We start from the raw sequence: 25,755 nt of genomic DNA on the forward strand, positions 1-25,755 counted from the left end.
CTCCCTCTGCGCCCGGGCCTCACGGCCTCGATGGTCGCACGGCCGACGGTTGCCACTCTCGCCTGAGCAATCCGAATATCCACGAGTCGGACACCTCGCCGTTCACGACGCAGTCTTCCCGCAGCGTCCCTTCCCGCATGAATCCCACCTTCTCCAGGACCCGGGCGGATGCCACGTTGCGCGTATCGGTCTCGGCCTGGACCCGATTCAGGTCCAGCGTGTCGAACGCCCACCGCAGCACGGCGTGCGCGGCCTCCGTCGCGAAGCCGTGGCCCCACATCGCGTCACCGAGGCAGTAGCCCAACGACGCGCTGCGACACTCCTCGTCCCACGCGGTCAGACCGCACCAGCCGACGAAGGCCCCGTCGGAAACACGGTCGATGGCCACCCGGGCCCCGGTGCCGTCGTCCGCCATCGTCCGGCACATCGTGACGAACCGCTCGGCACGGGCCCGTTCGGTCCAGGGCGGGGAGTCCCAGTAGCGCATCACGTAGGTGCTGCTGTGGAGCGCGAAGAGGGAGTCCACGTCGGCATCGGTGAACGGCCGCAGCCGCAGGCGAGCGGTATGGAGTACGGGGGTGGCCAAAGTCATGCGCACCATCTTGCGTCCTCACGAGACGCACAGACACCGAATATCCACCCCGGGGGCCGGCGCCGGATACGGACTCGACGGCCACGAAGCGCGTGGTGCGTCAGGAGTGGGACAGGTTCTCGTATAGGCGGTACAGCCGGTTCGTTGTGTTGGTTCGGTCCTGCTCGGACAGCGTCGACCAGGTTCGGGTGAGTAGGGTGCGGGCCTGGTGGCCGGGCCATGGGGTGGGCAGGAGTTCCGGGGGCAGGAGGGGGTCCGGTTCGATTGCGCGGCTGAATTCGACGCCCAACTCGACTCCGATGGTGAGGAGTTCGACGTCGGTGAGGTCGGCGCCGGACTCCAGGCGGGTCAGGCGGGGGCGGACGATTTCCAGCAACCGGGTGTAGCGTCCGGCGATTTCGTCCAGCGGCCACAACTTCGCGGCCAGGGCGCGTGGTTGATCGATGGCGCCGATGCGCAGGTCTCGGCTGGTGAGCTGGGTGACCGCGGCGGAGACGCCCAGGCGGTGTGCCTCGGCCGCGATCAACTCCGTCCAGTCGTTGGCGCACGCGTACAGCCCGCCGTGCAGTGCCGCGCCGCCCAGCCACACGATCGTGTCGCGCAGCGCGTCGCGTGCCGATCGTGCGGACTCCGGGATCGCGAACGCGACCAGCCGCCATGCGCCGTCCCACGGCGCCTCGCCCCGATCCTGGCGAAACGCGTGCCGCACGAACTCGACGTTGGGTTCGAGGGTGCGTCGGGCATCCTCGCTCGCCCTGAGCACCGCCTTGCGTCCGCGCCCCTCGTGGGTGAAGCGGCCCTCGGCGACCAGGCGCTTGACGCACAGTCGCACCTGCTGGTCGGACATGCCGAGCGCGCCCGCGACGGTGTACAGCTCCCCGGTGTCGACGCTGCCGTCGCCGTGTACGAGCGCGTGTACGAGGGTGCGGGTGGGGATTTCGACGCGGCCCGTGTCCGGCGTTCCTGGCATGTCCCGAGCATACGAGCGCCGCACCCGTGCCCTCGCACTCACCCGAGCCCGCCCGGACGCGCGGGCTCGACCCGGCGGACCATCGTGGTCACCGCGCCGAAGCCCATCAGCTCGCGCAGAAAGGGAGTTCGCTGGGTCGAGGTCGCCACGAAGCCGTTCCGCTCGTAGAGCGCCCGGGCCCGCGGGTTCACGTCGATCACATCGAGCCGGATCCGCCGACAGCCGAGCTCGCGAGCCACGGCGGCGACCTCGTCGAGGAGCAGGCCGCCGACGCCCGTGCCGCGCTGCGCGGCATCGACGCAGATGCCGTCCATCACCAACTCCCCACGCTTGGGCCGACGTTCGAACAGGGCCAGGACGGCGAGCCGGGGCAGCGCGCGGATTCCGCCGTAGGCACGCAGCACGTCGCCCGCGGTTCCGCCGGTCAGGCCGCGGCCACCGTGGGCGTAGCCGGCCAGGCCGACCAGCTCGCCGTCCCGGGTCGCGACCACGGCGCGGTCCGGGTGCAGGTGTTCGGCGAGGAACGCGATCCCGGCCTCGGCGGGGCCCAGGCCGGCGCCCAACTTGCGACCGAACGCCTCCCAGTACAGCTCGGCCGCGCGCCGCCGCGTGCCGTCCGGCAGGCCGCGGCCGATCGCCGGTGGGTCGGGGAGCTTCGGGCCGTCGTGTGGGTGTGGTGTCCGTTCCTGGTCCATTGCCGCCTCCGGGCCGGTGGGTGGCGCCCGACGGGCGAGTGGGGCTGTGGCCGGGCCGTCCGAGACCAGTATATGCAGATGTGAAAACGTTCGTTTGCGTCACGAGCGTTTGTGATTTGATAGATTCGATATCGCAGACGTTGTTCGAAGGGAGATGACGACATGGGGATCCGCGGGTTCGTTCGACGCCATCGGGTGCTGACCATCTGCGCGGCGATCCTCGCCCTGCTGCTCACGGTGGGACTGGGCGCGGTGGTGTACGCGGACCGGGCCAACACCTACGACCTGAGGGAGGAGCGGATCGTGTTCCACGACGGCGCGCAGCGGCTGGACGGCGTGCTGGCCAAGCCCACGGGCGGGCGGGGACCGTACGGCCTGGTGCTCCTCGTGCACGGCGACGGGGCGCGGAACGCCACCAACGACGGCTTCTATCGGCCGCAGATGGAGGCGTACGCGCGGGCCGGCTACGCGACGCTGTCCTGGAACAAGCCGGGCGTGTCCGGGTCGCCGGGCAACTGGCTCGACCAGAGCATGGAGGACCGGGCCCGGGAGACCGAGGCGGCGATCGCCTGGAGCCGGTCGCGGCCGGACGTGGATCACGCGCGGGTCGGCCTGTGGGGTGCCAGTCAGGCGGGCTGGGTGCTGCCGAAGGTGGCGGCGCGCACGCCCGACGTGAAGTTCGTGATCGCCGTGTCGCCGGCGATCAACTGGTTGCGGCAGGGCCGGTTCAACCTGCTCGCCGAGTTGCGCGCGGAGCACGCGTCGCAGGCTCGGATCGACACCGAGGTCCGGCGCAGCGACGAGACTCGGCGGCTGATCGAGCGGGGTGCGGGGCACCAGGAGTACCGCGCCGCGCTGGGCTCGGCGGCGACCATGTCGGCGGACCGGTGGAACTTCGTGCGCAAGAACGCCGGAGCCGACGCGAGCGCGGACCTGGCGGGAGTGCGGGTGCCGGTGTTGCTGATGCTCGCGGGCCACGACGTGAACGTGGACGTGGTCGAGACCGAGGCGGAGTATCGCAAACTGCTCGCCGGGCGGGCCGAATTGACGGTACGTCACTACCCGGACGCGGCGCACTCGATGGTCGACGCGGACATCGAGGGTTCGGAGACGAAGACCTTCCTCACCGCTGTCTTCGCACCGCGCGACCTGTTCGTCGACGGCTATCTCGCCGATCAGCGGCGATTTTTGGCCGGACGCCGAATCGACCACTGAGCCGAGCCCGGCGGCAGCCGCGGGGCCGCGGGCGAACCCGGGTGCTCAGCCCACCGGGGTCGGGACGGCTGCCAGGGCTGTCGCGATCTCTGCCAGTTGTGGGTCGCCGGCGGCCTTTTCCAGGGCTGTGGTCAGGGCCCGGGCGTACGTTTGAGCGGCCTCGGTCAGGCGGGCGCGGCCGTCGTCGGTGATGACCGTGTACACCCCTCGGCGGTCCTTGGGACACAGGTCGCGTCGGGTGAGGCCGTCGGTCTCCAGGCGGACCGCGAGGCGGCTGACCGAACTCTGGTTGAGCCCGATCGAGTCGGCCAGCTCCTGCATGCGCAGCTCGCCGTCGGGCGCCACCGCGAGCCGGGACAGCGCGCGGTACTCGGACAGGCCGATGCCGTGTCGCCGCTGAAGTGTCCGGCCGAGGTCGTGCTCGACGCGCGCGTGCAGCACGACGACCTGCTCCCAGAGCCTCGCGTCCATGACCCCGTCCCTTCTCCGGCCCCGTCGATCCCGTGTCCGGCCCTCGGTGGGCCGAGCGCGGACCGATTCGCTGTTGACAGCAGATTACATGCAGTGCCAGATTATGCATGCGCAAGCAAATCATGCATGTGCATGCAGATTCTTTTGACCCTGGAGCATACGATGACCGCCACCACCACCCCCGCCGCCACCGACACCACCCGCGCCCGGATCGAGCGCATCGCGACGACCCCCGACTGGTACGAGCCGTACCGGATCTCCCAGGCCATCCGCGCCGGCGGCCTGATCTTCGTATCCGGGCAGGCCGGGTTCGACGAGAGCGGAGCCACCGTCGAGGGCGGCTTCCTCGCCCAGGGCCGGCAGGCCTTCCGGAATGTGGAGCGGGTGCTCGCGGAGGCGGGGGTGACCTTCGCCGACGTGGTCAAGGTCGGCATCTACGTCCGGAACATGGCCGCGAACCTGGACGAGGTGATCCAACTGCGGGAGGAGTTCCTGTCCCTGCCGTACCCGGCGGACACCCTCGTCGAGGTCTCCTCGCTGGCTCGGCCCGACTGGCTGATCGAGGTCGAGGTCACCGCGCTGGACCGCTGAGTCCGCGAAACCGCAACCACCGGCCCACCCGACGACCTCAGGAACGGATACCGCGTTGACCTCTCCGACCCGCACCGCCAACCCGCTGCTCGCCCCCTATCACCACGGCCGCCTCGATCTGCCCAACCGGATCGCGATGGCCCCGATGACCCGAGGCCGCGCCGACGATGTCACCGGCGTGCCGAGCGATTTCGCCGCCACCTACTACCGACAGCGCGCCGGCGCCGGGCTGTTGATCACCGAGGGCATCTCGGTGCACCCGCTCGGCAAGGCCGGACCGGGCATTCCGGCACTGCGTACGGACGAACAGGTGGCCCGATGGCGCGAGGTCACCGCCGCCGTGCACGGCGCGGGCGGGCGGATCTTCGCCCAGCTGTGGCACGTCGGCCGGATGACCCATCCGGTGACCCTGGACGGCGAGACGCCCACCGCGCCGTCGGCGGTGCGGATCACCGAGGCGTCCATCTACACCCGCGACGGCCTGCTCCCGCACGTCGTCCCGCGCGCGCTGACCGTCGCCGAGATCGCCGAGGTGGTAGCCGCGTTCGCGCGCGCCGCACGCCGTGCGATCGAGGCCGGGTTCGACGGCGTCGAGATCCACGGCGCCAACGGGTACCTCTTCCAGCAGTTCCTGGCCGAGAACAGCAACCTGCGCACCGACCGCTACGGCGGCTCGCGGGAGAACCGGCTGCGTTTCGTGTTCGAGGTGGTGGAGGCGGTGGTGGCGGAGATCGGCGCGGACCGGGTGGGGCTGCGGATCTCGCCGGACAACCCGGAGAACCAGCTCGTGGAGCCGGACGCGCGCGGCACCTACCGGGCGCTCGTCGACACGCTCGACCCGATCGGCCTGGCCTACCTGCACGTCCTCGAACGTGGTGCGTACGCGGCGCTCGCCGACCTGCGGCCGCGCTGGTCCGGCATGTTGATCGCGAACCACAACGGCCCGAACCCGGTCGACCCGGCCACCGGCGAGCGACTGATCGCCGACGGCCTCGCCGACGTGGTGGCGTTCGGCCGGTTGTTCATCACCAACCCCGACCTTCCGGAGCGGATCGCCCGGGGATTGGCGCCGGCCCCGCCGCCGGTGGCGGATGTGTACGGCGGCGGTGCGCGCGGCTACGTGGACTATCCGGCGATCACCGTCCCGGAGCGGGTCTAGGGTCGGATCGGATCGGATCGGATCGGGCTCGGAGTTCGCGAAGGCGCGCGGTCCGGGGGGTGATGCGCGCATCGATGGCGGATCGCGGTGCGGCGGGCGGGAGTTCGGCCGGCGCGGGAGCCGTACCGAACGAACCGCCGTCGGCTGCCCGGTTGTCAGGCGGCCGCGCCGATCGGGCGGTCGGTGTCGGCGAGCACGGCGCGCAGGGACTCGGGGGTCAGTACGCCGACGGCTCGGCCCTCCGGGTCGGTCACCGCCCATACCCGCAGGCCGCGGGCGCGCATCGTGGCCAGTGCCTCGGCGGCGGGTGTCGTGGGCCGGGCGAAGGGGCCGCGTTCGTGGGAGATGTTCCGGATCGGCGTACGTGCGGTGTACCAGGAACGGGTCTGGTACGGCGCGAGTTGCGCGCGACGCACGATGCCCAGGCAGCGGCCGTCCTCGGCGTGCAGGATCGCGTGGTCGGCGTCGGCGGCGTGTACGAGGTCGATCGCCTTGTCGACCATCGTGTTCGCGTCGATCCGCACCACGGCAGGTCGCATGGCGTGGGCGACGGTGGGCATGCCGGGGGCGGTGGGGGGATGGTGGGGGAGGTTGGTCATCGGGTACGCACCTGGTTTCGAGTCGTCCGGTGGGACCGGAGTCGGGCGGCGGGGCACCCGGGCCCGTGTCGTCGCACGGCCGCGCGAAGGCGCGCGGGGCCGAAGAGGCGGCGAGGTCACGGGGCTCGACGCGGGCGGCCGGGCCCGCGCCGGGTGATGGCGCTGTGCGCTGGTCGGCGGACGCAAGGCGGGCTGCACGGACAGCCGATGCACTCGCCTTCGGACCCGCCGGCACGGCCGGCGTCGTCGCCCACCGAGGACGGCGTCGACAAGGAAGCCGATGTACGGAATGTCTTCGGTACAGACACCTTACCGTCATTTCGACGGGAGGCCGACAGGGCGTCGGTACATAGCATCCCGAACCGGCTTTATTTGCAGCCGTGTTCGGGATGGTGAACGAAGAAAAGGCGTGATCGGGCCGGCGGGTCGGGGCCGGGCGCGGCCACACGGCTAACGGGCCGGCGGCGGTTCGCCACCGGCCCGTCATGTCACCGGGGGCGCCGGATCACCAGGTGTAGATCGGCTTTCCGTTGCGGTCCTTGGCCTCGGTGTAGACCTTCATGCACGCGCCCTCGTCGGCGCCGTTCAACGCGGCCGAATCCTTGGGGAGTTCGCCCGCCGGCGGAGGCGGCGGGGTGGACGGGGGCGCGGAGGTCGTACTGCCCTTGCCGCCCTTGAAGGTCGCCTCCGAACCCCAGTCCGTGCCGATCTGGACCGTGATGTGCGTCGCGTTCGGCTGCGCGGACAGGGCGCTCGCCGGCAGGCCGAGCGAGTCCGCGACGGCCTGGGCCTGGTCCTTGGCGGCGGCCGGGTGGATCACCGTGGTGGTCTGCCGCTTGAGCGGGGTCGAGTCCCGGACGGCCTTGGTGAAGCCCTGGGCGATCAGCCGGTCGGTGACCAGGCCCGGCAGGCTCGTCCTGGTCGTGCCGTTGACCACCGTGACCTGGACCGCGGCCTTGTCCAGGGCCGGGACGGGTGGTGCGTCGGGCGTGGTCGGCGGGTTGGTCTCGGTACCGGGCGGCGGGCCGTTCTTGTCGAAGGCCACGTCGGAACGCACCATCTTGAACAGGGTTTCCGCGGACGCGGCCGGGATCAGGTGCTCGTTCGGCGCCTGCGGGTCCGGCGCGTGCGGCATCGTCGTCATGGTGATCCGGTTGGTGTTCACCTTGTTCAGCGTGTTCGCGAGCGAGGTCAGCTTGGGGATCCCGTTGAGGCCGTCGTCCACGGTCAGCGCCTTGGTCGCCGCCTCGGCGACCTTGAACAGCTTGATCGGGTTGGTGATCGTGCTGTTCGACTTGAGCGTGCGCACCATCGAGTTGAGGTACATGTGCTGCGCGTGGGTGCGGCCGACGTCGCCGCCGTCCTCGAAGGCGTGCCGGGTGCGCAGCCACTTCAGCGCGTCCTCGCCCTGGATGTTGTGCTTGCCGGCGGTCAACTTCAGGTGCGAGCCGTACTCGTGCCGCACGCCGTTGACGTACTCGATCTGCTCGTCCTGGATGTTGGACTGCACGCAGACCTCGACCCCGCCGACCGCGTCGGCCATCGAGACCACGCCCGAGAAGGTGACCATCATGAAGTGGTCGATGTGGATCTTGGTGAGCGACTGCCAGGTCCCGACCACGCAGCCGGGTCCGCCGCGGCCCAGCGACTCGTTGATCGTGGTGTTGATCGGGTTGAACCGCTGCTTGGTCTTCGGGTCGGTGCAGGTCGGGACCTGCACCCGGGTATCGCGCGGGATGCTGATCACCGACGCGTTGCTCCGGTCCGCGGACACGTGCAGCAACATCTGTACGTCCGCGCGCGGCGGTCCGCCGTCGCACGCGCCGCCGAGTTTGCAGTCGGTCGGGTCGTCCCGGCCGTCCGAACCGATCATCAGGATGTTCATCGGGGTGCGCCCGAACGCGTCCGGGGCCTCCTTGGGCACGTCCACATCGCTGGTGTTGAGCTTGCTGTGCTTTATGTTCCCGTTCAGCTTCTGATAGATCACGAAGCCGGTGATCCCGATCGCGACCAGCGACAACGCCAGGACGATCGCGGTGATCTTGAGCTTGCGGAAGCGGCGCGGCTTGCCGTGGCCGGTGGGCTTGGCCTTGCGTGCGGAGCGGGCGCGGCCCCGGCCGTCGGCGCGTCGGGGGCGCGGCACACCGGCGCCGGTGTCGTCGGCTCCGGCCGCCTCGGGGCCGCCCTCGACCGCGGAATCCGTGGGCACGACCGGGTCGGGGGACGCGGACTCGGTGGTACGCCGGCGGCGCCCGCCGTGCTCCGGAACGGAATTCAAACCAACCCCCGAGAGTGCTGTCGTCGGACCGACGCCGCGTTGCCGCAGACTGGCTCGACACCGTATCGGGCGGCCGGAACGGACCGTACATGTACCGGTCGCGGATCATTGCGCCGGTGGCCTTCGGGAAGACGGACGATCTCGGGCGCGGGACGGTTGCAGCGCGGATTGTCGCGATATCGGGGGATCGGCCCGGCCGGCCGGTTGCGCGGGGCCGGGAAGACGAGGGACGGCGCCGCCCTCGGGGGGAGGGGGCGACGCCGTCGTCTTCGGGTCGGTGAACGGGATCACCTCTCGGCGGGTGGCACACCGCGATTCCAGCCGAACGGTAACTCGCGGCGGCAATGGTTGGGCCCGGGGACACCCGCTCACCGACTGCTCCGTACAACGAGCGAGCCACCGGGGTCATTCCCGGCGATTTCGGCGCGTATTCGGCGAGGTTCGAAGACGCGCCCTATACGGAGCCGGGGTCGAGGCGGCCGGTGTCCGCTCCGGCCGGGCGCTGTTCCAGACCGGCGAGCAGCAGGTCCAGGCCCGCCCGGAACTCGTCGGACGGTGAGCTTTCGGCCGCCGCGCCGGCGATCTCGATCAGGTACGGGAAACGGTCGGCGGGCAACGCTCGGGCCCGGTCGGTGATGGACCGCACGTCCTCGTCGGGGGCGATGGAGAGCGGGCCGGCGAGTTCGGCCTGGGCGAAGCCGGTGACGAAGCCGGTCACGGTACGGAAGGCGTACAGCAGTTCGACTCCTCGGCGACCGCTCCGGGCCAGGGCGCGCAGCAGGGCCTCGCCGTGTACGAGGGTCGCCTCGTCGGTGATCCGGCGGGTGAGGATCAGCGGGATCACATCCGGGTGGGCGCGGACGGCGCGCCAGTTCGCCTCGGCCAGCCGGCGGACCTCGGCGTGCCAATCGTCCGCCTCGGCGCCGGGTTCGGTCGCGGGGAGCGCGTCCGCCAGGACGGCCTCGACGAGCAGTCCCTCCAGGCCCTCGCGCCCGTCCACGTAGTTGTAGATCGTCATCGCCCCGGTGCCGAGCGCCGCCGCGAGGCTGCGCATGGTCAGCGCGGCCAGGCCGTGCGTGTCGACCAGGGCCAGGGCCGCGGTGCGCAGTTGTTCGCGGCTGAACTTTCGGGGCGCGGGCATGCTGCTCCTCCTTGACGTACGTACGGCGTACGTGTTCGACTGGGGCCTGTTCACGTACAGAGTACGTCAACGTGCCGCCGGTGTGTTCCCGGCGTGCTTTTCCCTGTGGCGAGGAGTTTCGATGACGTATGTCGACCTGTTCGAATCCGCGGTGCGATCGGCCGAAGGCGGTGGCCGGATCGAGGTCGGGGAGTGCCGGATGACCGGGGACGCGGTGGGCCGGGAGCCGCGCGCCGACGGGGTCGGGGTGCGGGGATGACCGGGGCGAGGGGTGGGACGGTGACCGGGGCGATCGCTGCTTCGGGTGGGGTGGGGCGGGGGCAGCCGAGTACTCGGTTGTTGTTGCTGGTCGTGTTGACCGTGCAGTTCACCGTCGCGTTGGACATGTCGGTGGTCAATGTCGCGCTGCCGGACATCCGTGACGACCTGGGCTTCGGCGTCGACGGGCTGCCGTGGGTGGTCAACGCGTACGCGCTGAGCTTCGGCGGGTTATTGATGCTCGGCGGGCGCGTCGGCGACCTGGCGGGTCGGCGGCGCACGCTGATCGGCGGCCTGACCGTGTTCGGCCTGGCCGGGCTGGCGGGCGGCTTCGCCTCCTCGCCCGGGGCGCTGATCGCGGCCCGTGCGGTACAGGGGGTCGGGGCCGCGGCGCTCGCGCCGGTGGCGTTCGCGCTGATCACGGTGACCTTCCCGGCCGGGCCGGCCCGCTCACGGGCGCTCGGCCTGTGGGGTGCGACGGCGGCGGCCGGGGGCGCGTGCGGGGTGCTGATCGGCGGACTGCTGACCGAGTCGGCGGGATGGCAGGCGGTGATGTTGATCAACGTGCCGATCGTGGCCTTCGCGCTGCTCGCCGCCCGGCGACTGCCCGGCGACCGGCCCGCGCGGGGCGCCGGCGGCGGGCTCGATCCGGTGGGGGCGCTGCTGGTCACCGCCGGGGCGACCACGCTGGTCCTGGGTGTGGTGCGGGCCGAACGGCGGGGCTGGGGCTCGACGGTCACGATCGGTACGCTCACGGCCGCGGCGCTGTTGCTTGTTGCCTTCGTCCTGGTCGAACTGCGGGTCGCCACACCGCTGTTGCGGATGGGACTGTTGCGGCGTCGGCCGGTGGTCGGGGCGAACCTGTTCATGATGTTGTTGTTCTCGGGGCAGTTCGCCGCGTTCTACTTCACCTCGCTGTATCTCCAGCAGGTGCTCGGCTACGGTCCGGCCGCCGCCGGGGTGGCGTTCCTGCCCTTCTCGCTCGGGGTGTTGATCGGCTCGGTGCTGGCCACCAAGGTGGTGACCCGGGTCGGGCTCGGGCGGTTGCTCGCGCTGGGCGGGGTGCTGGTGGGCGTCGGCTTCGGCTGGTTCGGGTTGGCCTTCGATGCCGACGGTACGTTCCTGCGCTCGATCCTGGGGCCGTCGCTGGTGGCGAGCATCGGCGCGGGCCTGTGCTTCGTACCGCTGGGGACCGCCGCCACCTCCGGCGTGGCCGCGCACGAGGCGGGCATGGCGGGCGGGTTGATCAACAGCTCGCGCCAGATCGGCGGTTCGATCGGGCTGGCCGCACTGGTCACCCTGGCCGCGTCGGTGACCGGGCCCGACGAGGGCGCGTCGAAGCGGGAACTCGCCCACGGCTACGCGGTGTCGCTCGGTGCGGCGGGTGGATTGTTGCTGGTCGCCGCGGTGGTCGCGGTGCTGCTGGTGCCGACGAAGTCGACGGTGACGTAGGAGAGTTCGGGCCTCGGGTCGGGGTCGTCGAGGGGCGCGGTCCTGTCGGGTCGTGGTGAAAGGACCCGTTGGTGGGTGTGCGGCACCGTCGGGCGCGGGCAGGATTGACGGAGTGTGGCAGGTCGTGTACCTGCCGGTGACCGGAGCGCCCGTGGGTCGAACGGCGGTGCGGGCGAGCGGAATCGACTGCGAAGGGGGCGGCGATGGGTGTGCTCGGGCGGGTGTGTCGGCGGGTGGGGACGGTGGTGGTCGCGGCCGGGGTCGTGGTGCCGCTGGGGGTGGTGGTCGCGGCGCCGACGAGTGCGGCGGCTACGGCGTGTACCTCGCGGACCGGGCCGTATCAGCGGCAGGTGGAGGCGGCGCTCGGACTGCCGGTGGACGGACGGGAGTCCGAGGCCGACTGCCGTGCCATCCGGACGTACCAGGCCGACAACGGCATTCGCCCGGCGGCCGGTTACGCCGGTCCGGTCACCTACGCGGCGCTCCAGCGGCGGTCCGCCGGCGGGGAGGGCGGGTGTCCGACCGATGTCGGGCGGATCGCGTGTGTGGACCTGAGCCGGCAGGTCAGCTGGATCCAGGACGGTGCGAAGCGGGTGTACGGGCCGGTGCAGATTCGTTCGGGGCGGGCCGACTTCGCCACCCGCACCGGGTTGCACAAGGTCTACTACCGGGCGCTGAACCACTGGTCGACGCTCTACGACGTGGCGATGCCGTACAGCCAGTTCTTCGACGGCGGCATCGCCTTCCACGCGATCGACGGCTCGGTCACCTCGCCGCCCGGCTCGCACGGCTGCGTCAACATGCGGCCGGCGGACGCGAAGGCCTACTGGGACCTGCTGCACACCGGCGACGAGGTGTACGTGTACGGCCGCAAGTCGGGTACCTGACAGTCGAGTCGCCTCTCTCCCCGGGGCCCGGTGGGGAAGGCGGCGGCGGTCAGACCGCGCGCAGCGCGCCCGGGTGGCGGCCGGTGAGGTGGTCGAGCGCGGCGGAGGTGGGTTCGTCGCACGGGAGGTAGACGACCAGCGTCTGGTCGACGTCGGCGAGGTCCAGGATCTCGCGTTCCAGGCGCAGTTCGCCCGCCTCCGGGTGGGCCAGCCGCTCCACGCCGACCCGGCGCGGCGGGGTGGCCGGTGCGGCCAGTCGGCGGCTGAACACGGTGCCGGCGGTGATCGCGAGGCCGTCCAGGAAGTCCTGGACGTAGGGATCGGCGAACGAGGCGGCCGTGCGCAGGATCGCGGCGTGTTCGTCGGCTATCCGCTCCCAGTCGGGATAGGCCGCGCGGGCCCGGGGATCGGTGAACACGTAGCGTGCCAGGTTGGGTTGGTCCGGGTCGAGGATGCCGAGGGGGCGGGCCAGGCGCTCGTAGCCGTTGGTGAACGCCAGGACGTCGCCGAGCCGGTCGATCAGCAGCGCGGGGGCCGGTTCGAGCCGGTCGAGCAGGGCGCGAACGGTGGGCCGGATCGTGCGTGTGGGCGGCTCGACCGCCGCGTACGAGAACGCGTTGCCGGTGGCGGCCCGGGCGAGCAGGCGCACGTGGACCCGCTCCTCCGAGGTCAACCGGAGCGCGTCGGCGAGCGCGGCCAGCACCTGGCCGGAGGGGCGTCGGTCGCGCCCCTGCTCCAACCGCGCCAGGTATTCCACGCTGACCCCCGCCAGGCCCGCCAACTCGGACCGTCGCAACCCCGGCCCACGGCGCCGGGGCCCGTCGGGCAGCCCGACTTCGGCGGGTGTGACCGTCGCGCGACGGTCGCGGAGGAAGCCACCAAGCTCGTTCTCACTCACGGCCCGAAGTCTAAGGCGCGCCGACACCGGGGCGGCTGCCGCTTGTTGCCGGATGCTCGCGGGGTGGGACCGGTGCGCGCGGTGGGTTGCGTGGGGCGGGGGAGAGGCACGGGGTGAGCGGGGCGGGGCGCCGGGGGTGTGCGGTCGAGTGGGTTGCCGCCGGCGGGAGTTGCCGGTGAGTCGGTCGGGGACCGGGGTCGTGGGTCAGTGGGTCGGGTGCCGGGGCGTGAGGTCGGGGGGTGTTGTACGCGGGAGTTGTGGGGTGGCCGGGCGGTGGTCGCGGGGTGCCTCGGTATGGCTGCCCGGGCGGTGGGCGCGGAATTCGGTGAGGGTGCGCGGGTGACGGGGGCTCGGCGCGGTTGGCTCGCCGGTGGTGGCGGTACTCGGCGAGGAGCTGCCGGCAGCCGTTTTCTGGCGGGGCCGCCTGTTGAGCTGGGCGGGGCGTCGGGGCGTGGGTGGGCGAGTGGGGTGCCGGGGGTGTGAGGTCGGGTTTCAGCGCGCCGGGGTTGCGGTGGCGCCGCGTTGGTGCGGTTCCGTTGGGGCTTGATCGCCGCTTTGGTGTCGGCGGCGGCCCGGTGGGAGTTGGCGGTGTCGCGGCCTGTCTTGTCCCGGCGGCGGGCGCCTTCGTGGCCCGTCTTGTGCCGACGTGCCGACCCGGCGTGTGTGCCCGAGGTGTCGGCGGCGTCGCGGCCGACGTGGACCGGGCGTTCGGGTCGTCGACCCGGTTCTGCTCGGGCGTTGCCCGTCGGTCCGGCTCCTGGGCGTGACGACTCGGCTCGGTGGCGTTCGCCCGGTGTTCGGCGTCGGGGTTGCGGCGTCGGGATCGTGGTGTCGGCTGTGGCGGAGCGAGGAGGTGTGCGGGCGGCGTTGCCGCCGAGCCCTTTGGTGACGTCAGGTGACGTCAAGTTGTGGCGTGGTCGGCTTGCCATGACGTCATTATGGCGTCATGATGACGTCATGGACCTCACGCCGTATGTCGACAAGCTCTGCCGTGAACTGGCGGTTGCCGCCGAGGCGAACGGCGCGGAGGCGCGGGCGCTTGCCGAGCGGCTGATCGGGCCGCTCGAATCGGCGACCAGGCTCGCGCTGCTGAGTGCGCTGTCCGCCGCCGCCGACGAGATCAGCCGCGACTTGGCGCCGGGGTCGGTCGACATGCGATTGCGGGGGCTCGACCCGGACTTCGTGGTGTCGCCGGCGGTCGCCCGCTCGTTCGAGGAGGCCGGCCGCGGTGCCTTCGACGACGAGCCGGACGAGCGCCCCGGGCGGCCGCCGGCCGCGTCCGCGCCGGAGCCCGAGGAGGGCGGTACGGCGCGGATCACGCTGCGGCTCGCCGAGCACATCAAGCCTCGGATCGAACAGGCCGCCGGTCGGGCGGGCCTGTCCGTCAACGCCTGGCTGGCCCGAACGGTGACCGCCGCGCTCGATCCCGCCGAGGAGCGCGGGCGCGAACGGCGCGGCACGTCACGCAGCAGGCAGCGGTACACCGGCTGGGTGCGGTGACCCGATGTGCGGCCGGCGACCCCGGGAAACGCCGGCGGGTGGCACCCGACGGCGCCTGCCGCGAGACGCGCCCGATCGGCCCGCGCCGCGCGCGTGCCTCGCGGGCGGCGTGTGTGCGACCGAGTACGCCCCCACGGAGTACGACCCTTCGATTCCCAGGACGGGATTTCATGCCTACTTTCGATACTCCCAAGCCGATCTTCGCTGCCGTCGACCTGGTCGTGGGCAGCCTTCGGATCAGCGCGAGCGACCGCGTCGACACGGTCGTCGAGGTACGCCCCACCGACCCGTCGCACACCGCGTCCGTGCAGGCCGCCGAGCAGACCTCGGTCACCTGCTCCTCGGGGCGACTGTCGGTGCGCGTGCCCAGGAACAAGACCCGTTCGTTCTTCGGGCGCAGTGCCTCGGTGGACGTGACGATCGAGTTGCCCACGGGCTCCCGGATCGAGGGCCAGGCGGCCGCCGCGGACATCCACGTGGAGGGGCGGGTCGGCGAGACCCGGCTCTCGGTCGCCTCGGGCGACATCCGACTGGATCGCACCGGCGCACTGCGACTGAACTCCACCTCCGGTGACGTCTCGGTGGCGCATTCGGTGGGCCATACCGACATCAGCGCGGCGACGGGCGAGATCCGGGTCGGCAAGATCGACGGCACGGCGGTGGTCCGCAACACCGCCGGCGGCATCTCGCTCGGCGCGGTCAGCGGCGACCTGCGCCTGAACAGCACACTCGGCGACATCACCGTGGACCGGGCGTTGACCACCGTCGGCGCCAAGACCGTGTCCGGCAGCGTCCGGATCGGCGAGGTGGTCCACGGCGCGATCCGGCTGGAGACCGCGTCCGGCGAACTGGAGGTGGGGATCCGCGAGGGTACCGCCGCCTGGCTCGACCTGAACTCCATGGCCGGCAAGGTGCACACCTCGTTGGACTCGGTCGACGGCCCGGCGCCGACCGACGACACGGTCGACGTGCGTGCCCGCACGCTCTCGGGCGACATCGTGATCCGTCGGTCCTGACGTCCGAAGCACGCAGCGGAGAGGACAGCTCATGTGGGCCGCACCCGAAGTGTCCGGCGGCGTCTGGCCGTTACCGCATCCGGTGCCGATTCCGCTGCTGTGCGCGGTACTGATCCTCGCGGCCCTGGCGCCGTTGGAGCGGTGGCGTCGGCAGCGGGAGATCGCGCGGCGTCGCGCCGATCGGCTCGCGGGTCGGGAGGCCGCGCCGGCCGCTGTCCGATCCACCGTGCCATGTGGCGCCATGAGGTCGGACGCGCGATCAGGCGCTCGATCTGCGACACGCGTGATCGGGCAAATGTCGGAATCAATGACAATTCCGACGGAACATAGGGGCGAATCGCGGCGAACGGCCGCTACGAACCCCCAGGGAGTACTCATGCCCGTGACCGCCGACCTCGACAAGCTGCTCGACAAGGCCTACGAGAACAAGACGCTCAGCGAGGTCCTGGCCGCGCCGGTCGCCGGACTGGCCGGGATCACCGACGCGCACGCCGAGCACCTGGCGTCGTTGAAGATCACCACCATCGGCGACCTGGGCCGCAACAAGTACTTCCGCTGGGCCGCGTCGCTCGCCGACCTCCAGGACAGCGGCGCCAAGTAGCCGAGCCGTCGGCGCGGTTGCTCAACCCGGGGTCAGCCGGCCGGGTCGGTTTCCAGGGCCAGGAGCAGGTCCACCCGGTCCCGGGCGGAGAACAGGTCGCGGCCCGTCAGATCCCGTACCCGGCCCATGCGTTGGTGCAGTGCGCTGACGTGTACGCCGAGTGTCCCGGCGCAGCGCTGCCAGGCGCCGTTGGCGGCCAGGAACGCGGCCAGGGTGTCGATCAGGTCGGTGCCGTGCTCCGCGTCGTACGCCCGCAGCCCGCCCAGCACCCGCTCCGCGAACGCGGCGCGCACGGGCGGGGGGACCGCGGTGAGCAGTGCCGGGTATGCGTCGATCTCGGGGCCTTCGGCCACGGTGAGCCGGCCGGGGCGCGTCCATGCGAGGTCCCGCGCGCCCCTGGCCTCGGCCAGTGCCGTCCCCCATGTGGGTGACGTCCCGGCGATGCCGATCGCCAGGCGCTCGGCCCCGAGGAGCGGCTCCCACCACTCGGCCGCCCGCTCCAGCGCACGAGCGACGCGCGTCGCGCCGCCGGGGCCGGTGCCGGCCGCCGCGAACACGACCACCTCGGCCTTGCCGACGGCCACTACCCACCGTGCGGTCGGCTCCTCGTCCAGTGCGTGCTCGATCAGGTCGACGACCAGGCGTGCGGTCGCCGCGTCGGCGCCGTGGCCCGCGGCCGAGCAGACGATCGGCGCCGCATCGGGCGGGAGGCCGGCCGCACCCAGGCGGGCCCGAATCGTGTCCGGGGCCGCATCCGACTCGACGAGGTCGACCAACTCCCACGCGTGGGCCCGCTCCACGGCCGCCCGCTCGGCGCGCCGCGCGTCGCCGAGCACGAACAGGTCGGCCACGTGCGCCAGGGCCTCATCGGTACGGCGATCCCCGCCGCAAACCAGGTACCCGAGCAGACCGGCCCCGCGCCCCACGGCGAACACGGTGTCCCCACCCACCAGAGTCGGCGACCCACCATCACCCCGAGCCATAACCCGAGCCACCTCCCCGCATCCGGACGTGTCGAGACAACGGCCACCCGGCGGGCCCGCACCGAACGCCGCCCCCTTTGACCGGGCAACCGCGCCGGAGCGACCCGCCACGCACACCCCCACCGCCGCACCGGCTCCGCCCGGCTCCACGACGTCGCGCGAACCCGTCGTCCCACGCGCCCCCGCGTCGGCCGATCCGCTCCGGCCCGCCGTCCCCGCCGATGTGGGGGTCGCGGTTGCCAGGAGGCGGCCCGCCGGGGTGATCACGTGGCAGCGGGCGTCGAGTTCGGTGGCCAGTGCCGTGAGCAGGGCCTGGGTGTCGGCGCCGTCGGTCAGGGCCGTGAGCAGGCGGGTCCGGCGGCTGGGGGAGCGTTCGGTGGTGGGATCGCACTCTCGGGCCATGCGGTGGGCGACCACCTCGGCGATGCGGACCGCCGGGATCGAGTGCGGCGCCAGGAACAGCGGCAGGCCGGCCCGAACACAGGCCTCGACCAGGGGATATGGCACATCGTCGGGACCGGGCTCGGCCACCGGCGGCCGGGGCGAGAGCACCAGGGCCGCCGCGCCGTTCGTGGCGAGGGCGCGGACGAGGTGTGCGGACTCGGCGGGGGACGCGGGCACTTCGCCGGCCACCACGAGTTCGCCGCCGGCCAGACCCCGGCCCGGGGCGGTGGGATCGTACGCCGACACGCGCCGCACCTCGCGGCCGAGCCGTCCCGTACCCGCCAGCAGGGCCAGTCGCAGCTCGGGCATGCCCAACAAATCCTCGACCCGCACCGCCGTGCCCCCAAGCCCGTCGTCGTCCATCTCGTTCGAATGATCGTATGAACACGCGGCGCTCCGGATAGGGGCCTTCCACCCTTCGGCCGGATCCGGCCGATGCCGACGGCTGTCCCGGCGGCCACGGCAGGCGGCTCTCGTGCCGATCGTCGCCGGGCCGTCCGAGGGAACGCGGCGTGTCGTCGACGACTGCGCCCACTCCCGTCGATGGCCGAAAAGCGCCCCCCGCGGCGCGCCGGCCCGCCGCTCATCACACCGGCACGGCCAACCGATATCCCCGCTTCGTCACCGTCTTGACCAGCCCCTTGTGCGGCCCCAGGGCGCTCCGCAGCCGGGCCACCGCGGCCTCGACCGCGTGTTCGTCCGCGCTCGCGCCCTGCCAGACGCGGCGCAGCAGTTCGGCGCGGCTGAGCACCCATCCCGGCTTTTCCGCCAGCGCCCGCAACACCGCGGCCGGCACCGGCGACAGCGCGATCACCCCGCCCCGGACCAGCACCGCGTTGCCCTGTAGCACCAGCCGGTCCGTCCCGGTGTCCAGTTCGCGCCGCACCCGCGCCGGCAGCGTCTCGGTGACCGTGCGCACCATCGACCCCAGCCGTCCGCGCTCCGGCCACAACGCCGGCACACCCTCCTCCGACAGCGGCTTCGCGCAGATCGCCCCGATGCACACCGGCAACACGTCGGCGCGCAGCGCGGCCAGCACCTGCTCGCGCCGACCCGATTCGCCCGCCGCGGCCAAAAACGCGTCGATCGCCGGCGCACTGGTGAACGTCATCGCGTGCACCTCGCCCCGGACCACCTGCTCCACCAGGCGCCGCACGGCCGCCGGATCCTCCGGCGGCCCCCACCGATACACCGGCAACTCGATCACCTCGGCGCCGCGCTCGCGCAGCGCCGTCGCGAAGCCCTCCAGCGGCGCGCCGTGTTCCTGCACCGCGATCCGCCGCCCGCGCAGATCGCGCGCCAACAACCAGTGCAGCAGCTCGTCGTTGGCCTCCGAACCCGGCGAGTACATCTCACGCAGCCCGGACGCGCGCACCGCGCCGGTGGCCTTGGGCCCACGGCTGATCACCGTCGCCGCCGCGCACACCCGCCGCACCTCGCCGGAACGCCCCCACCCCTCCGCCGCGTTCATCCACCCACGCCAACCGACCCCGGTGGTGGCCACCACGTAGTCCAGCGGTTCGACCAGGCAGCGCTCGGTCGCCCGGCGCAGCTCCCGGTCCTCCCGCAGCGGCACGATGCTCATCGTCGGCGTGCCCACGACCTTCGCGCCCCGGCGCTCCAGGAGCGCGACGAGTTCGTCGCGCCGCCGGGCCGCCGTGACCGCGACCGTGAGCCCGACGAGGGGTTCGGCCGCACCTGTACGAGTAACCATGTCGTGAGGTTGACGGACCGGTGTTACGGACGTATTGCCGGGCGATCACCCCGGGGTAAGGCCGCGTGCCCGAATGGCACCCGATCGTGTCGGGCTTCTCACCGTCGCCGGCGCCCCGGGTGAGCCGGCCGTACCGCTCGCGCAACATCGGGGACCAGGACCCGTAACAGCGACTCGGGACGCTTCGGTGAGCAGCAGTCGCCCGCCCCGCCTCGAAGGAGTCCATCCGTGACCGACGCCCAACAGACGCACGTGGTCCTGGTCGGCCACGGCATGGTCGGTCAGCGCTTCCTCGAAGCGCTGACCGAGGCCGAGCCGCGACCGCCGGGGCTGCGCATCACGGTGTTGGCCGAGGAACCCAGGCGCGCCTACGACCGGGTGCACCTGACCTCGTGGTTCTCCGGCACCACGGCCGAGGAGTTGTCCCTGTGCGGCGAGGGGTTCGCCGCCGAGCACGGAATCGACATCCGGCTCGGCGACCCGGTCGAGACGATCGACCGCGCCGCCCGCACGGTGACCACCGGGGCAGGCCACACCGTCGGCTACGACACGCTCGTCCTGGCCACCGGCTCCTACCCGTTCGTACCGCCCGTGCCCGGACACGACACCCCCGGCTGCTTCGTCTACCGCACCATCGAGGACCTGGAGGCGATCAAGGCCGCCGCCGAGCGGGCCCGGATCGGCGTGGTGGTCGGCGGCGGGCTGCTCGGCCTGGAGGCCGCCGGGGCGCTGACCGCGATGGGCCTGGACACCCACGTGGTGGAGTTCGCGCCGCGCCTGATGGCGTTGCAGATCGACGACGGCGGCGGCCGGGTGTTGCGCCGCAAGATCCAGGACCTGGGCGTGACGGTACACACCGGCGCCGGCACCCGAACGATCGTGGACCGAGGGGGTCGGGTGGCCGGCATGGTGCTGTCCGACGGCACCGAACTGGCCACCGACCTGGTGGTCTTCTCCGCCGGGGTGCGCCCCCGCGACCAGCTCGCCCGCGCGGCCGGGCTGGCGGTCGGCGAACGCGGCGGGATCGTGGTGGACGAGTACTGTCGCACCGACGACCCGCACGTGCTGGCCATCGGGGAATGCGCGCTGGCCGTCGACGGGCGGGTGTACGGCCTGGTCGCGCCGGGCTATGCGATGGCCGAGGTGGCCGCCCGGCAACTCGTCGCCGGCCCGTCCGACCCGGACCGCACGTTCACCGGCGCCGACCTGTCCACCAGCCTCAAGCTGCTCGGTGTGGACGTGGCCGGCTTCGGCGACGCGCACGGGGTCGCCGAGGACTGCGTGGAGGTGCTGTACTCGGATCCGCTCGCCGGCGTCTACAAGAAGCTGGTGATCGGCGCCGACGGCCGGCTGCTCGGCGGCGTCCTGGTCGGCGACGCCGACGCGTACGCCCGGCTGCGCCCGCTCACCGGCAGCCCGCTCCCGGTCCCGCCCGAACAGCTGGTACTGCCCGCCGCCGCCGGCCCGCGGGTGCCACTCGCGCTGCCCGACACGGCCGTGGTCTGCTCCTGCCACGGCGTCGCCAAGGGCACCATCCGAGCCGCGGTCACCGAGCACGACGTGGTCGACGTACCCGGCGTCAAACGGTGCACCAAGGCCGGTACCGGCTGCGGCGGTTGTGTGAAACTGATCGGTACGATCGTCACGGAGGAACTGGCGGCGGCCGGCATCGAGACCCGGCGCGGGTTGTGCGAGCACTTCGCCCGCTACACCCGGGCCGAGTTGTACGAGATCGTCCGGGTCAAGGGGATCGGCGGCTTCGCCCGGCTGATCGACGAACACGGCAGCGCCGAGGGGCCCGACGCGGACGGCTGCGAGATCTGCAAACCCGCCGTCGGCTCGATCCTGGCGAGCCTGTCCGGCGGGCACATCCTGGACGGCGAACAGGCCGCGCTGCAGGACACCAACGACCACTTCCTGGCCAACCTCCAGCGCAACGGCTCCTATTCGGTGGTGCCGCGCATCCCCGGCGGCGAGGTCACCCCCGAGGGGCTGATCACGATCGGTGAGATCGCCCGGGATTTCGGTCTTTACACCAAGATCACCGGCGGTCAGCGCATCGACATGTTCGGCGCCACCGTCGACCAGCTCCCGAGCATCTGGCAGCGGCTGGTGGCGGCCGGATTCGAGTCGGGCCACGCGTACGGCAAGGCGTTGCGCACGGTGAAGTCGTGTGTGGGGCAGACCTGGTGCCGCTACGGCGTGCAGGACTCGGTGGCGCTCGCGATCGAGTTGGAACTGCGCTACCGGGGCCTGCGCTCGCCGCACAAGCTCAAGTCCGCGGTGAGCGGCTGCACCCGGGAGTGCGCGGAGGCGCGGAGCAAGGACTTCGGGGTGATCGCCACCGCCGAGGGCTGGAACCTGTACGTCGGCGGCAACGGCGGCACCACCCCGCGCCACGCCGAACTGCTCGCGAGCGACCTCGACCACGACACGCTGATCCGCACCATCGACCGCTTCCTGATGTTCTACATCCGCACCGCCGAGCGCCTGGAGCGCACCGCGTCGTGGCTGACCCGGATCGAGGGCGGCCTCGACCACGTCCGCGCGGTGGTCATGGACGACGCGCTGGGGATCTGCGCCGACCTGGACGAGTTGATGGGCCGGCACGTGGAGACGTACGAGGACGAATGGGCCGCGACGCTGGCCGACCCGGAACGGGTGCGCCGCTTCGTGTCGTTCGCCAACGCGCCGGGCGTGCCGGACCCGACCGTGCGGTTCACCGCGGAGCGCGAGCAGATCAAGCCGGTGTTGTTCGAGAGGTTGGAGGTGCGCGGGCGATGAGCGGCCGGGCGGGAGTGGGGCGGATCCGTGGTGTTCGAGACGGGGGAGGTGCGCGGGTGACGGGTACGACCGGGACCACGGTCGAGATCGCCGCCGGGACCGGGTGGGTCACGATCTGCCCGTACGACCGGTTGACTCCGGGGCGGGGCGTGGCGGCGCTGATCGAGGGCGAGCAGGTCGCCGTCTTCCGTACGCGCGCGGGCGAGTTGTACGCGCTGGGCAACCGCGACCCGTTCAGCGGCGCCTACGTCATGTCGCGCGGCATCGTGGGTCGGCGCGGCGAGGTGCCGATCGTCACGTCGCCGATGTACCAGCAGGCGTTCGACCTGCGCACGGGCGAGTGCCTGGACGAGCCGACCACGCCGGACGGGACCCCGGCGGCGCTGCCGACCTGGCGGGTGCGGGCCCGTTCCTGAATCGCCGCCGGGCGAGGGCGCGACGCCGCACCCTCGCCCGGCGGCTCGGTGTCACGACGCGTCGGCGGGCGCGATGTTGTGGTTGCCGGTGAAGAGGTTGCCCGGGTCGTGCGCCGCCTTGAGTTCGCGCAGTCGGGTCCAACTCCGCGGGTCGTACATCGACGCGACCTTGTCCGGGTCGCTGGGGACGCCGTCGCCGTAGACGAAGTTGAGGTTGCGCCCGACGGACAGCGGGTCGAGCACGGCGTGCACGTCGGCCAGCAACGCGCGCGCGGCGTCCGGCCCCGGGCCCTCGACCATCGCCACCACGCGCACGATGTAGCCCGCGTCGCGCCCGCCGACCGCGTTGGGTACCGAGGGCTGCCGGGACAGCGCGCCGCCGAGGTGGCGCACCTCGTGCACGACCATCATCGGCGCGTTCGGACCGGTCAGTGCGTACACCTCGCCCACCACGGCGGCGTCCAGGTCGCGGACCAGGACGTTGTCGCCGAGGTAGGCGTGCGGGTAGGTCGGGTCGGCGTGGATCGTGTGCGAGTCGGCGTACGGCAGATCGGCCAGGTTGTCCACCAGGCGCGGGCCGATCGCCCGCAGGGGGGCCACCAGGCGCTCCCCGGCGGCGGCGTCGCCGCTGTACACGATCTTGATCGCCGCGGTGTGCCGGCCCCGCAGCGGCGGCGGCACCTGCTCGATGTCGGGCAGGCCGATGAACAGGAGCGAGGAGGTCAACTCCTCCGGGACGGTCGCGGTCCAGGCCAGATACGCCGCGGTCGCCGCCTCGACCAGGTCGGCGTCGAAGATCAGCGAGCCCCCGTACACCCGCGCCACCGGCACCAGGTCGACCTCGATCGAGGTGACGATGCCGAAGTTGTCCCGCCCGCCGCGCAGCGCCCAGAACAGGTCCGGGTCGCTCTCGGCGGTGACGTGGCGCAGCGTGGCGTCGGCGGTGACGACGTCGATGGCGCGGACGTGGTCGGCCGCGTAGCCGTACTCCCGGGCGAGCAGGCTCAGGCCGCCGCCGAGGGTGTAGGCGACCACGCCGACGTGCGGCGCCGAGCCGTTGAGCGGGGCAAGCCCGTGCGGGGTGCTCGCGGCCACCACGGCCTCCCAGCGGGCGCCGGCCTGGGCCCACGCGGTCCGGGCGGTCGGGTCGACGCGTACCTCGGCCATCCGGCGGGTGGAGATCAACAGGCCCCCGGGCGCGGCGTCGGCGGGCGCGTGTCCGGTGGCCTGGACCGACACGCGCAGCGCGTGTGTGCGGGCGAATTCGACGGCGAGCCGCACGTCCTCGGCGCGGGTGGCGGCCACGATCAGCGCCGGTCGCTGTCGGAAGGCCGTCTGGAATCCGGTGCGTTCGGTGTCGTAGCCGGGGTCCTCGGGGGTGAGCGCGGCGCCGGACAGGTGCGTGTTCAGGGCCTTGACCGCGACGGCGAACTCCGGGTCGTGCTCGGGGGAGGGGGAGGGGGCGTTGGTCGCGGTCACGGGTGACTCCTGATCTCGGGCGGCCGGTGCGCGTCCCACTCTCTCCCGAAACCGGCCGAGTGGCCGTCAAGTAGTCGGGTGAGTGTCAGGTAGGCGGGCGCGGGCCGCGGGCGCCGGCCGATCCGCGACACTCGCTCGACGGATTCTCACAGTCCGGCATCGGGGTGTTGAGCGAGATGTAGCGTCGTTGAGGCGGCGGGCGCGCTGTGCGGAAACCTGGGGTTTCTACCGTCACGGGACGTCGGTTCTTATGCCCTTCCGGACAGGTAGGTTCCCGTGACGACAACGACGACAACCGTGAGCGCACCGGCCCGGAGCGATCGGCCGCTCGACGACTGGCGGCCCGAGGACGAGGCGTTCTGGGATCGGGTGGGCGCTCGAATCGCCCGGCGCAACCTGGTGTTCTCGGTGCTGTCGGAGCATATCGGCTTCTCCGTATGGAGTTTGTGGTCGGTCATCGTGCTCTTCCTCGGGCCCGAGTACGGGTTCGACCCCGCGCGGAAGTTCACGCTGACCGCCGTACCGACGCTCGTCGGCGCGGCGATGCGGATTCCCTACACCTTCGCCGTCGCTCGTTTCGGCGGGCGGAACTGGACCGTGGCGAGCGCGCTGTTGTTGCTGGCGCCGACGATTTCCATCGCGATCGTTCTGGAGCCCGGTGTCTCGTATCGCACGCTGCTTTTGGTCTCGGCGGTGGCCGGCGTCGGGGGCGGCAACTTCGCCTCGTCGATGGCCAATATCAACGCGTTCTACCCGCAGCGGTTGAAGGGGTGGGCACTGGGGGTCAACGCCGGTGGCGGCAACCTCGGAGTGCCCGCCGTGCAACTGGTCGGGCTGGCCGTGCTGGCCACGGCCGGCGCCGAGCATCCTCGGCTGCTGCTCGCGGTGTACATCCCGCTGATCGTGCTCGCCGCGGTGCTCTCCGCGCGGTACATGGACAACCTCCCGTCCTTGCGCAACGACAAGGGCGCGATGCGGGAGGTGACCCGGGATCCGCACACGTGGGTGATGTCGCTGCTGTATATCGGCACGTTCGGGTCGTTCATCGGATTCGGTTTCGCCTTCGGGCAGGTATTGCAGGTGCAGTTCCACGCCGAGTTCGCGACGCCGGTCAAGGCCGCCTGTCTGACCTTTCTCGGACCGCTGCTCGGGTCGCTGGTGCGTCCGGTCGGCGGATTGCTCGCCGACCGGTGGGGCGGGGCGCGGGTGACGTTCTGGAATTTCGTCGCGATGGCCGGCGCCGCGTTCGTGGTCTACCTCGCCTCGCGGCAGGAATCGCTCGCTCTGTTCCTGACCGGATTCGTGCTGCTGTTCGTCTTCAGCGGTTTGGGCAACGGCTCGGCGTACAAGATGATCCCCGCGATTTTCGCGGCCAGGCTCGGTCCGGGACCGGCCGCGCGGCGCGCTTCGGGGGCGTTGATGGGGATCGCGGGAGCGGTCGGCGCGTTGGGCGGGGTGCTGGTCAACATCGCGTTTCGCGAGTCGTTTCTGAATTCCGGGCGCGGGGACGCCGCCTATCTGGCGTTCCTGGGTTACTACGCGTTTTGCCTGCTGCTGACCTGGGCGGTGTACCTGCGATCGGCGGGGCGTCGGTCCGTGCGGATCTGATCCG

General features: G+C 72.0%; 23 protein-coding genes. 12 read left to right on the forward strand and 11 right to left on the reverse strand.

What is annotated here, in order from left to right; genetic code table 11:
• Positions 1-19: 19 nt before the first annotated feature.
• The 3 genes from ACFRCG_RS22160 to ACFRCG_RS22170 all read right to left on the reverse strand — a co-directional run bounded on the left by ACFRCG_RS22160 (position 20) and on the right by ACFRCG_RS22170 (position 2,257).
• On the reverse strand, positions 20-592 hold the full coding sequence (locus ACFRCG_RS22160) for a GNAT family N-acetyltransferase (RefSeq protein ID WP_380033902.1): 573 nt from the start codon (positions 590-592) through the stop codon (positions 20-22).
• A 100-nt stretch (positions 593-692) separates the two neighbouring features.
• Positions 693-1,562: a PaaX family transcriptional regulator C-terminal domain-containing protein gene (locus ACFRCG_RS22165; protein WP_380033903.1), complete on the reverse strand. Its 870-nt coding sequence runs from the start codon at positions 1,560-1,562 to the stop codon at positions 693-695.
• A gap of 38 nt (positions 1,563-1,600) precedes the next feature.
• Positions 1,601-2,257 carry a GNAT family N-acetyltransferase gene (locus tag ACFRCG_RS22170; RefSeq protein ID WP_380033905.1) on the reverse strand — a complete coding sequence of 219 codons (657 nt, stop codon included), beginning with the start codon at positions 2,255-2,257 and terminating at the stop codon, positions 1,601-1,603.
• 162 nt (positions 2,258-2,419) lie between these two features.
• On the opposite strand from ACFRCG_RS22170, the gene ACFRCG_RS22175 reads away from it, so the two are divergent.
• Positions 2,420-3,472 carry an alpha/beta hydrolase family protein gene (locus ACFRCG_RS22175; protein WP_380033907.1) on the forward strand — a complete coding sequence of 351 codons (1,053 nt, stop codon included), beginning with the start codon at positions 2,420-2,422 and terminating at the stop codon, positions 3,470-3,472.
• A 45-nt stretch (positions 3,473-3,517) separates the two neighbouring features.
• Here ACFRCG_RS22175 and ACFRCG_RS22180 read toward each other — a convergent pair whose 3' ends face one another.
• A complete protein-coding gene (locus tag ACFRCG_RS22180) occupies positions 3,518-3,943 on the reverse strand; it encodes a MarR family winged helix-turn-helix transcriptional regulator (RefSeq protein WP_380033909.1) in 426 nt (141 codons plus the stop codon).
• A gap of 132 nt (positions 3,944-4,075) precedes the next feature.
• Here ACFRCG_RS22180 and ACFRCG_RS22185 point away from each other — a divergent pair, with 132 nt between their 5' ends.
• Positions 4,076-4,534, forward strand: coding sequence for a RidA family protein (locus tag ACFRCG_RS22185; RefSeq protein ID WP_380033911.1), 459 nt, complete (start codon positions 4,076-4,078; stop codon positions 4,532-4,534).
• A 55-nt stretch (positions 4,535-4,589) separates the two neighbouring features.
• Positions 4,590-5,693 (forward strand): alkene reductase, encoded by a 1,104-nt coding sequence (locus ACFRCG_RS22190; protein ID WP_380033913.1) that lies wholly within the window; start codon positions 4,590-4,592, stop codon positions 5,691-5,693.
• A 155-nt stretch (positions 5,694-5,848) separates the two neighbouring features.
• Here ACFRCG_RS22190 and ACFRCG_RS22195 read toward each other — a convergent pair whose 3' ends face one another.
• The 3 genes from ACFRCG_RS22195 to ACFRCG_RS22205 form a co-directional block, all read right to left on the reverse strand.
• Complete coding sequence (locus tag ACFRCG_RS22195; protein ID WP_380001443.1) at positions 5,849-6,292, reverse strand: CBS domain-containing protein; 444 nt, start codon at positions 6,290-6,292, stop codon at positions 5,849-5,851.
• A gap of 505 nt (positions 6,293-6,797) precedes the next feature.
• Positions 6,798-8,501 carry an LCP family protein gene (locus tag ACFRCG_RS22200; RefSeq protein WP_380033915.1) on the reverse strand — a complete coding sequence of 568 codons (1,704 nt, stop codon included), beginning with the start codon at positions 8,499-8,501 and terminating at the stop codon, positions 6,798-6,800.
• A 523-nt stretch (positions 8,502-9,024) separates the two neighbouring features.
• Positions 9,025-9,711 (reverse strand): TetR/AcrR family transcriptional regulator, encoded by a 687-nt coding sequence (locus ACFRCG_RS22205; RefSeq protein WP_380033917.1) that lies wholly within the window; start codon positions 9,709-9,711, stop codon positions 9,025-9,027.
• Positions 9,712-9,832: 121 nt separating this feature from the next.
• On the opposite strand from ACFRCG_RS22205, the gene ACFRCG_RS22210 reads away from it, so the two are divergent.
• The 3 genes from ACFRCG_RS22210 (at position 9,833) to ACFRCG_RS22220 (ending at position 12,308) form a co-directional block, all read left to right on the forward strand.
• On the forward strand, positions 9,833-9,970 hold the full coding sequence (locus ACFRCG_RS22210; protein WP_380033919.1) for a hypothetical protein: 138 nt from the start codon (positions 9,833-9,835) through the stop codon (positions 9,968-9,970).
• Positions 9,967-11,421 carry an MFS transporter gene (locus ACFRCG_RS22215; RefSeq protein ID WP_380033921.1) on the forward strand — a complete coding sequence of 485 codons (1,455 nt, stop codon included), beginning with the start codon at positions 9,967-9,969 and terminating at the stop codon, positions 11,419-11,421. Before ACFRCG_RS22210 ends, ACFRCG_RS22215 begins: the two co-directional genes overlap by 4 nt.
• 203 nt (positions 11,422-11,624) lie before the next feature.
• Complete coding sequence (locus ACFRCG_RS22220) at positions 11,625-12,308, forward strand: L,D-transpeptidase family protein (protein WP_380033923.1); 684 nt, start codon at positions 11,625-11,627, stop codon at positions 12,306-12,308.
• Between the two features lie 49 nt (positions 12,309-12,357).
• On the opposite strand, the gene ACFRCG_RS22225 is transcribed toward ACFRCG_RS22220, so the two are convergent.
• Positions 12,358-13,206 (reverse strand): helix-turn-helix domain-containing protein, encoded by an 849-nt coding sequence (locus tag ACFRCG_RS22225; protein ID WP_380033925.1) that lies wholly within the window; start codon positions 13,204-13,206, stop codon positions 12,358-12,360.
• Between the two features lie 957 nt (positions 13,207-14,163).
• Between ACFRCG_RS22225 and ACFRCG_RS22230 the strand changes: the two genes are divergently transcribed.
• The 3 genes from ACFRCG_RS22230 (at position 14,164) to ACFRCG_RS22240 (ending at position 16,323) form a co-directional block, all read left to right on the forward strand.
• On the forward strand, positions 14,164-14,706 hold the full coding sequence (locus ACFRCG_RS22230; RefSeq protein WP_380033926.1) for a hypothetical protein: 543 nt from the start codon (positions 14,164-14,166) through the stop codon (positions 14,704-14,706).
• Positions 14,707-14,876: 170 nt separating this feature from the next.
• Positions 14,877-15,722 carry a DUF4097 domain-containing protein gene (locus ACFRCG_RS22235; RefSeq protein ID WP_380033928.1) on the forward strand — a complete coding sequence of 282 codons (846 nt, stop codon included), beginning with the start codon at positions 14,877-14,879 and terminating at the stop codon, positions 15,720-15,722.
• 376 nt (positions 15,723-16,098) lie between these two features.
• Positions 16,099-16,323 carry a hypothetical protein gene (locus ACFRCG_RS22240; RefSeq protein ID WP_078974137.1) on the forward strand — a complete coding sequence of 75 codons (225 nt, stop codon included), beginning with the start codon at positions 16,099-16,101 and terminating at the stop codon, positions 16,321-16,323.
• A gap of 32 nt (positions 16,324-16,355) precedes the next feature.
• Here the strand turns inward: ACFRCG_RS22240 and ACFRCG_RS22245 are convergent, their stop codons facing one another.
• Both ACFRCG_RS22245 and ACFRCG_RS22250 read right to left on the reverse strand, forming a co-directional pair.
• Positions 16,356-18,059, reverse strand: coding sequence for a helix-turn-helix domain-containing protein (locus tag ACFRCG_RS22245; protein WP_380033930.1), 1,704 nt, complete (start codon positions 18,057-18,059; stop codon positions 16,356-16,358).
• Between the two features lie 277 nt (positions 18,060-18,336).
• On the reverse strand, positions 18,337-19,464 hold the full coding sequence (locus ACFRCG_RS22250; protein ID WP_380033932.1) for a uroporphyrinogen-III synthase: 1,128 nt from the start codon (positions 19,462-19,464) through the stop codon (positions 18,337-18,339).
• A 273-nt stretch (positions 19,465-19,737) separates the two neighbouring features.
• On the opposite strand from ACFRCG_RS22250, the gene nirB reads away from it, so the two are divergent.
• Together nirB and nirD are read left to right on the forward strand one after the other, a co-directional pair.
• Complete coding sequence (nirB, locus tag ACFRCG_RS22255) at positions 19,738-22,248, forward strand: nitrite reductase large subunit NirB (RefSeq protein ID WP_380034070.1); 2,511 nt, start codon at positions 19,738-19,740, stop codon at positions 22,246-22,248.
• A gap of 56 nt (positions 22,249-22,304) precedes the next feature.
• Positions 22,305-22,664 carry a nitrite reductase small subunit NirD gene (nirD, locus tag ACFRCG_RS22260; RefSeq protein ID WP_380033934.1) on the forward strand — a complete coding sequence of 120 codons (360 nt, stop codon included), beginning with the start codon at positions 22,305-22,307 and terminating at the stop codon, positions 22,662-22,664.
• A gap of 51 nt (positions 22,665-22,715) precedes the next feature.
• Here nirD and ACFRCG_RS22265 read toward each other — a convergent pair whose 3' ends face one another.
• On the reverse strand, positions 22,716-24,143 hold the full coding sequence (locus tag ACFRCG_RS22265) for an FAD-binding oxidoreductase (RefSeq protein ID WP_380033935.1): 1,428 nt from the start codon (positions 24,141-24,143) through the stop codon (positions 22,716-22,718).
• Positions 24,144-24,440: 297 nt separating this feature from the next.
• On the opposite strand from ACFRCG_RS22265, the gene ACFRCG_RS22270 reads away from it, so the two are divergent.
• Positions 24,441-25,751, forward strand: a complete 1,311-nt coding sequence (locus tag ACFRCG_RS22270; RefSeq protein WP_380033937.1) for a nitrate/nitrite transporter — start codon at positions 24,441-24,443, stop codon at positions 25,749-25,751.
• The last annotated feature ends 4 nt before the right edge of the window (positions 25,752-25,755 follow it).

The sequence above is a fragment of the Embleya sp. NPDC056575 genome (assembly GCF_042793325.1).
Classification (GTDB): Bacteria; Actinomycetota; Actinomycetes; order Streptomycetales; family Streptomycetaceae; genus Embleya.

Coding starts and splice junctions, on each gene's coding strand:
- ACFRCG_RS22180 (WP_380033909.1), bottom strand. CDS start 3,943: ATGGACGCGAGGCTCTGGGAGCAGGTCGTCGTGCTGCACGCGCGCGTC.
- ACFRCG_RS22205 (WP_380033917.1), bottom strand. CDS start 9,711: ATGCCCGCGCCCCGAAAGTTCAGCCGCGAACAACTGCGCACCGCGGCC.
- ACFRCG_RS22240 (WP_078974137.1), top strand. CDS start 16,099: ATGCCCGTGACCGCCGACCTCGACAAGCTGCTCGACAAGGCCTACGAG.
- ACFRCG_RS22215 (WP_380033921.1), top strand. CDS start 9,967: ATGACCGGGGCGAGGGGTGGGACGGTGACCGGGGCGATCGCTGCTTCG.
- nirB (WP_380034070.1), top strand. CDS start 19,738: ATGGTCGGTCAGCGCTTCCTCGAAGCGCTGACCGAGGCCGAGCCGCGA.
- ACFRCG_RS22170 (WP_380033905.1), bottom strand. CDS start 2,257: ATGGACCAGGAACGGACACCACACCCACACGACGGCCCGAAGCTCCCC.
- ACFRCG_RS22245 (WP_380033930.1), bottom strand. CDS start 18,059: ATGCCCGAGCTGCGACTGGCCCTGCTGGCGGGTACGGGACGGCTCGGC.
- ACFRCG_RS22185 (WP_380033911.1), top strand. CDS start 4,076: ATGCAGATTCTTTTGACCCTGGAGCATACGATGACCGCCACCACCACC.
- ACFRCG_RS22210 (WP_380033919.1), top strand. CDS start 9,833: ATGACGTATGTCGACCTGTTCGAATCCGCGGTGCGATCGGCCGAAGGC.
- ACFRCG_RS22220 (WP_380033923.1), top strand. CDS start 11,625: ATGGGTGTGCTCGGGCGGGTGTGTCGGCGGGTGGGGACGGTGGTGGTC.
- ACFRCG_RS22165 (WP_380033903.1), bottom strand. CDS start 1,562: ATGCCAGGAACGCCGGACACGGGCCGCGTCGAAATCCCCACCCGCACC.
- ACFRCG_RS22160 (WP_380033902.1), bottom strand. CDS start 592: ATGACTTTGGCCACCCCCGTACTCCATACCGCTCGCCTGCGGCTGCGG.
- ACFRCG_RS22250 (WP_380033932.1), bottom strand. CDS start 19,464: ATGGTTACTCGTACAGGTGCGGCCGAACCCCTCGTCGGGCTCACGGTC.
- ACFRCG_RS22175 (WP_380033907.1), top strand. CDS start 2,420: ATGGGGATCCGCGGGTTCGTTCGACGCCATCGGGTGCTGACCATCTGC.
- ACFRCG_RS22195 (WP_380001443.1), bottom strand. CDS start 6,292: ATGACCAACCTCCCCCACCATCCCCCCACCGCCCCCGGCATGCCCACC.
- ACFRCG_RS22235 (WP_380033928.1), top strand. CDS start 14,877: ATGCCTACTTTCGATACTCCCAAGCCGATCTTCGCTGCCGTCGACCTG.
- ACFRCG_RS22230 (WP_380033926.1), top strand. CDS start 14,164: ATGGACCTCACGCCGTATGTCGACAAGCTCTGCCGTGAACTGGCGGTT.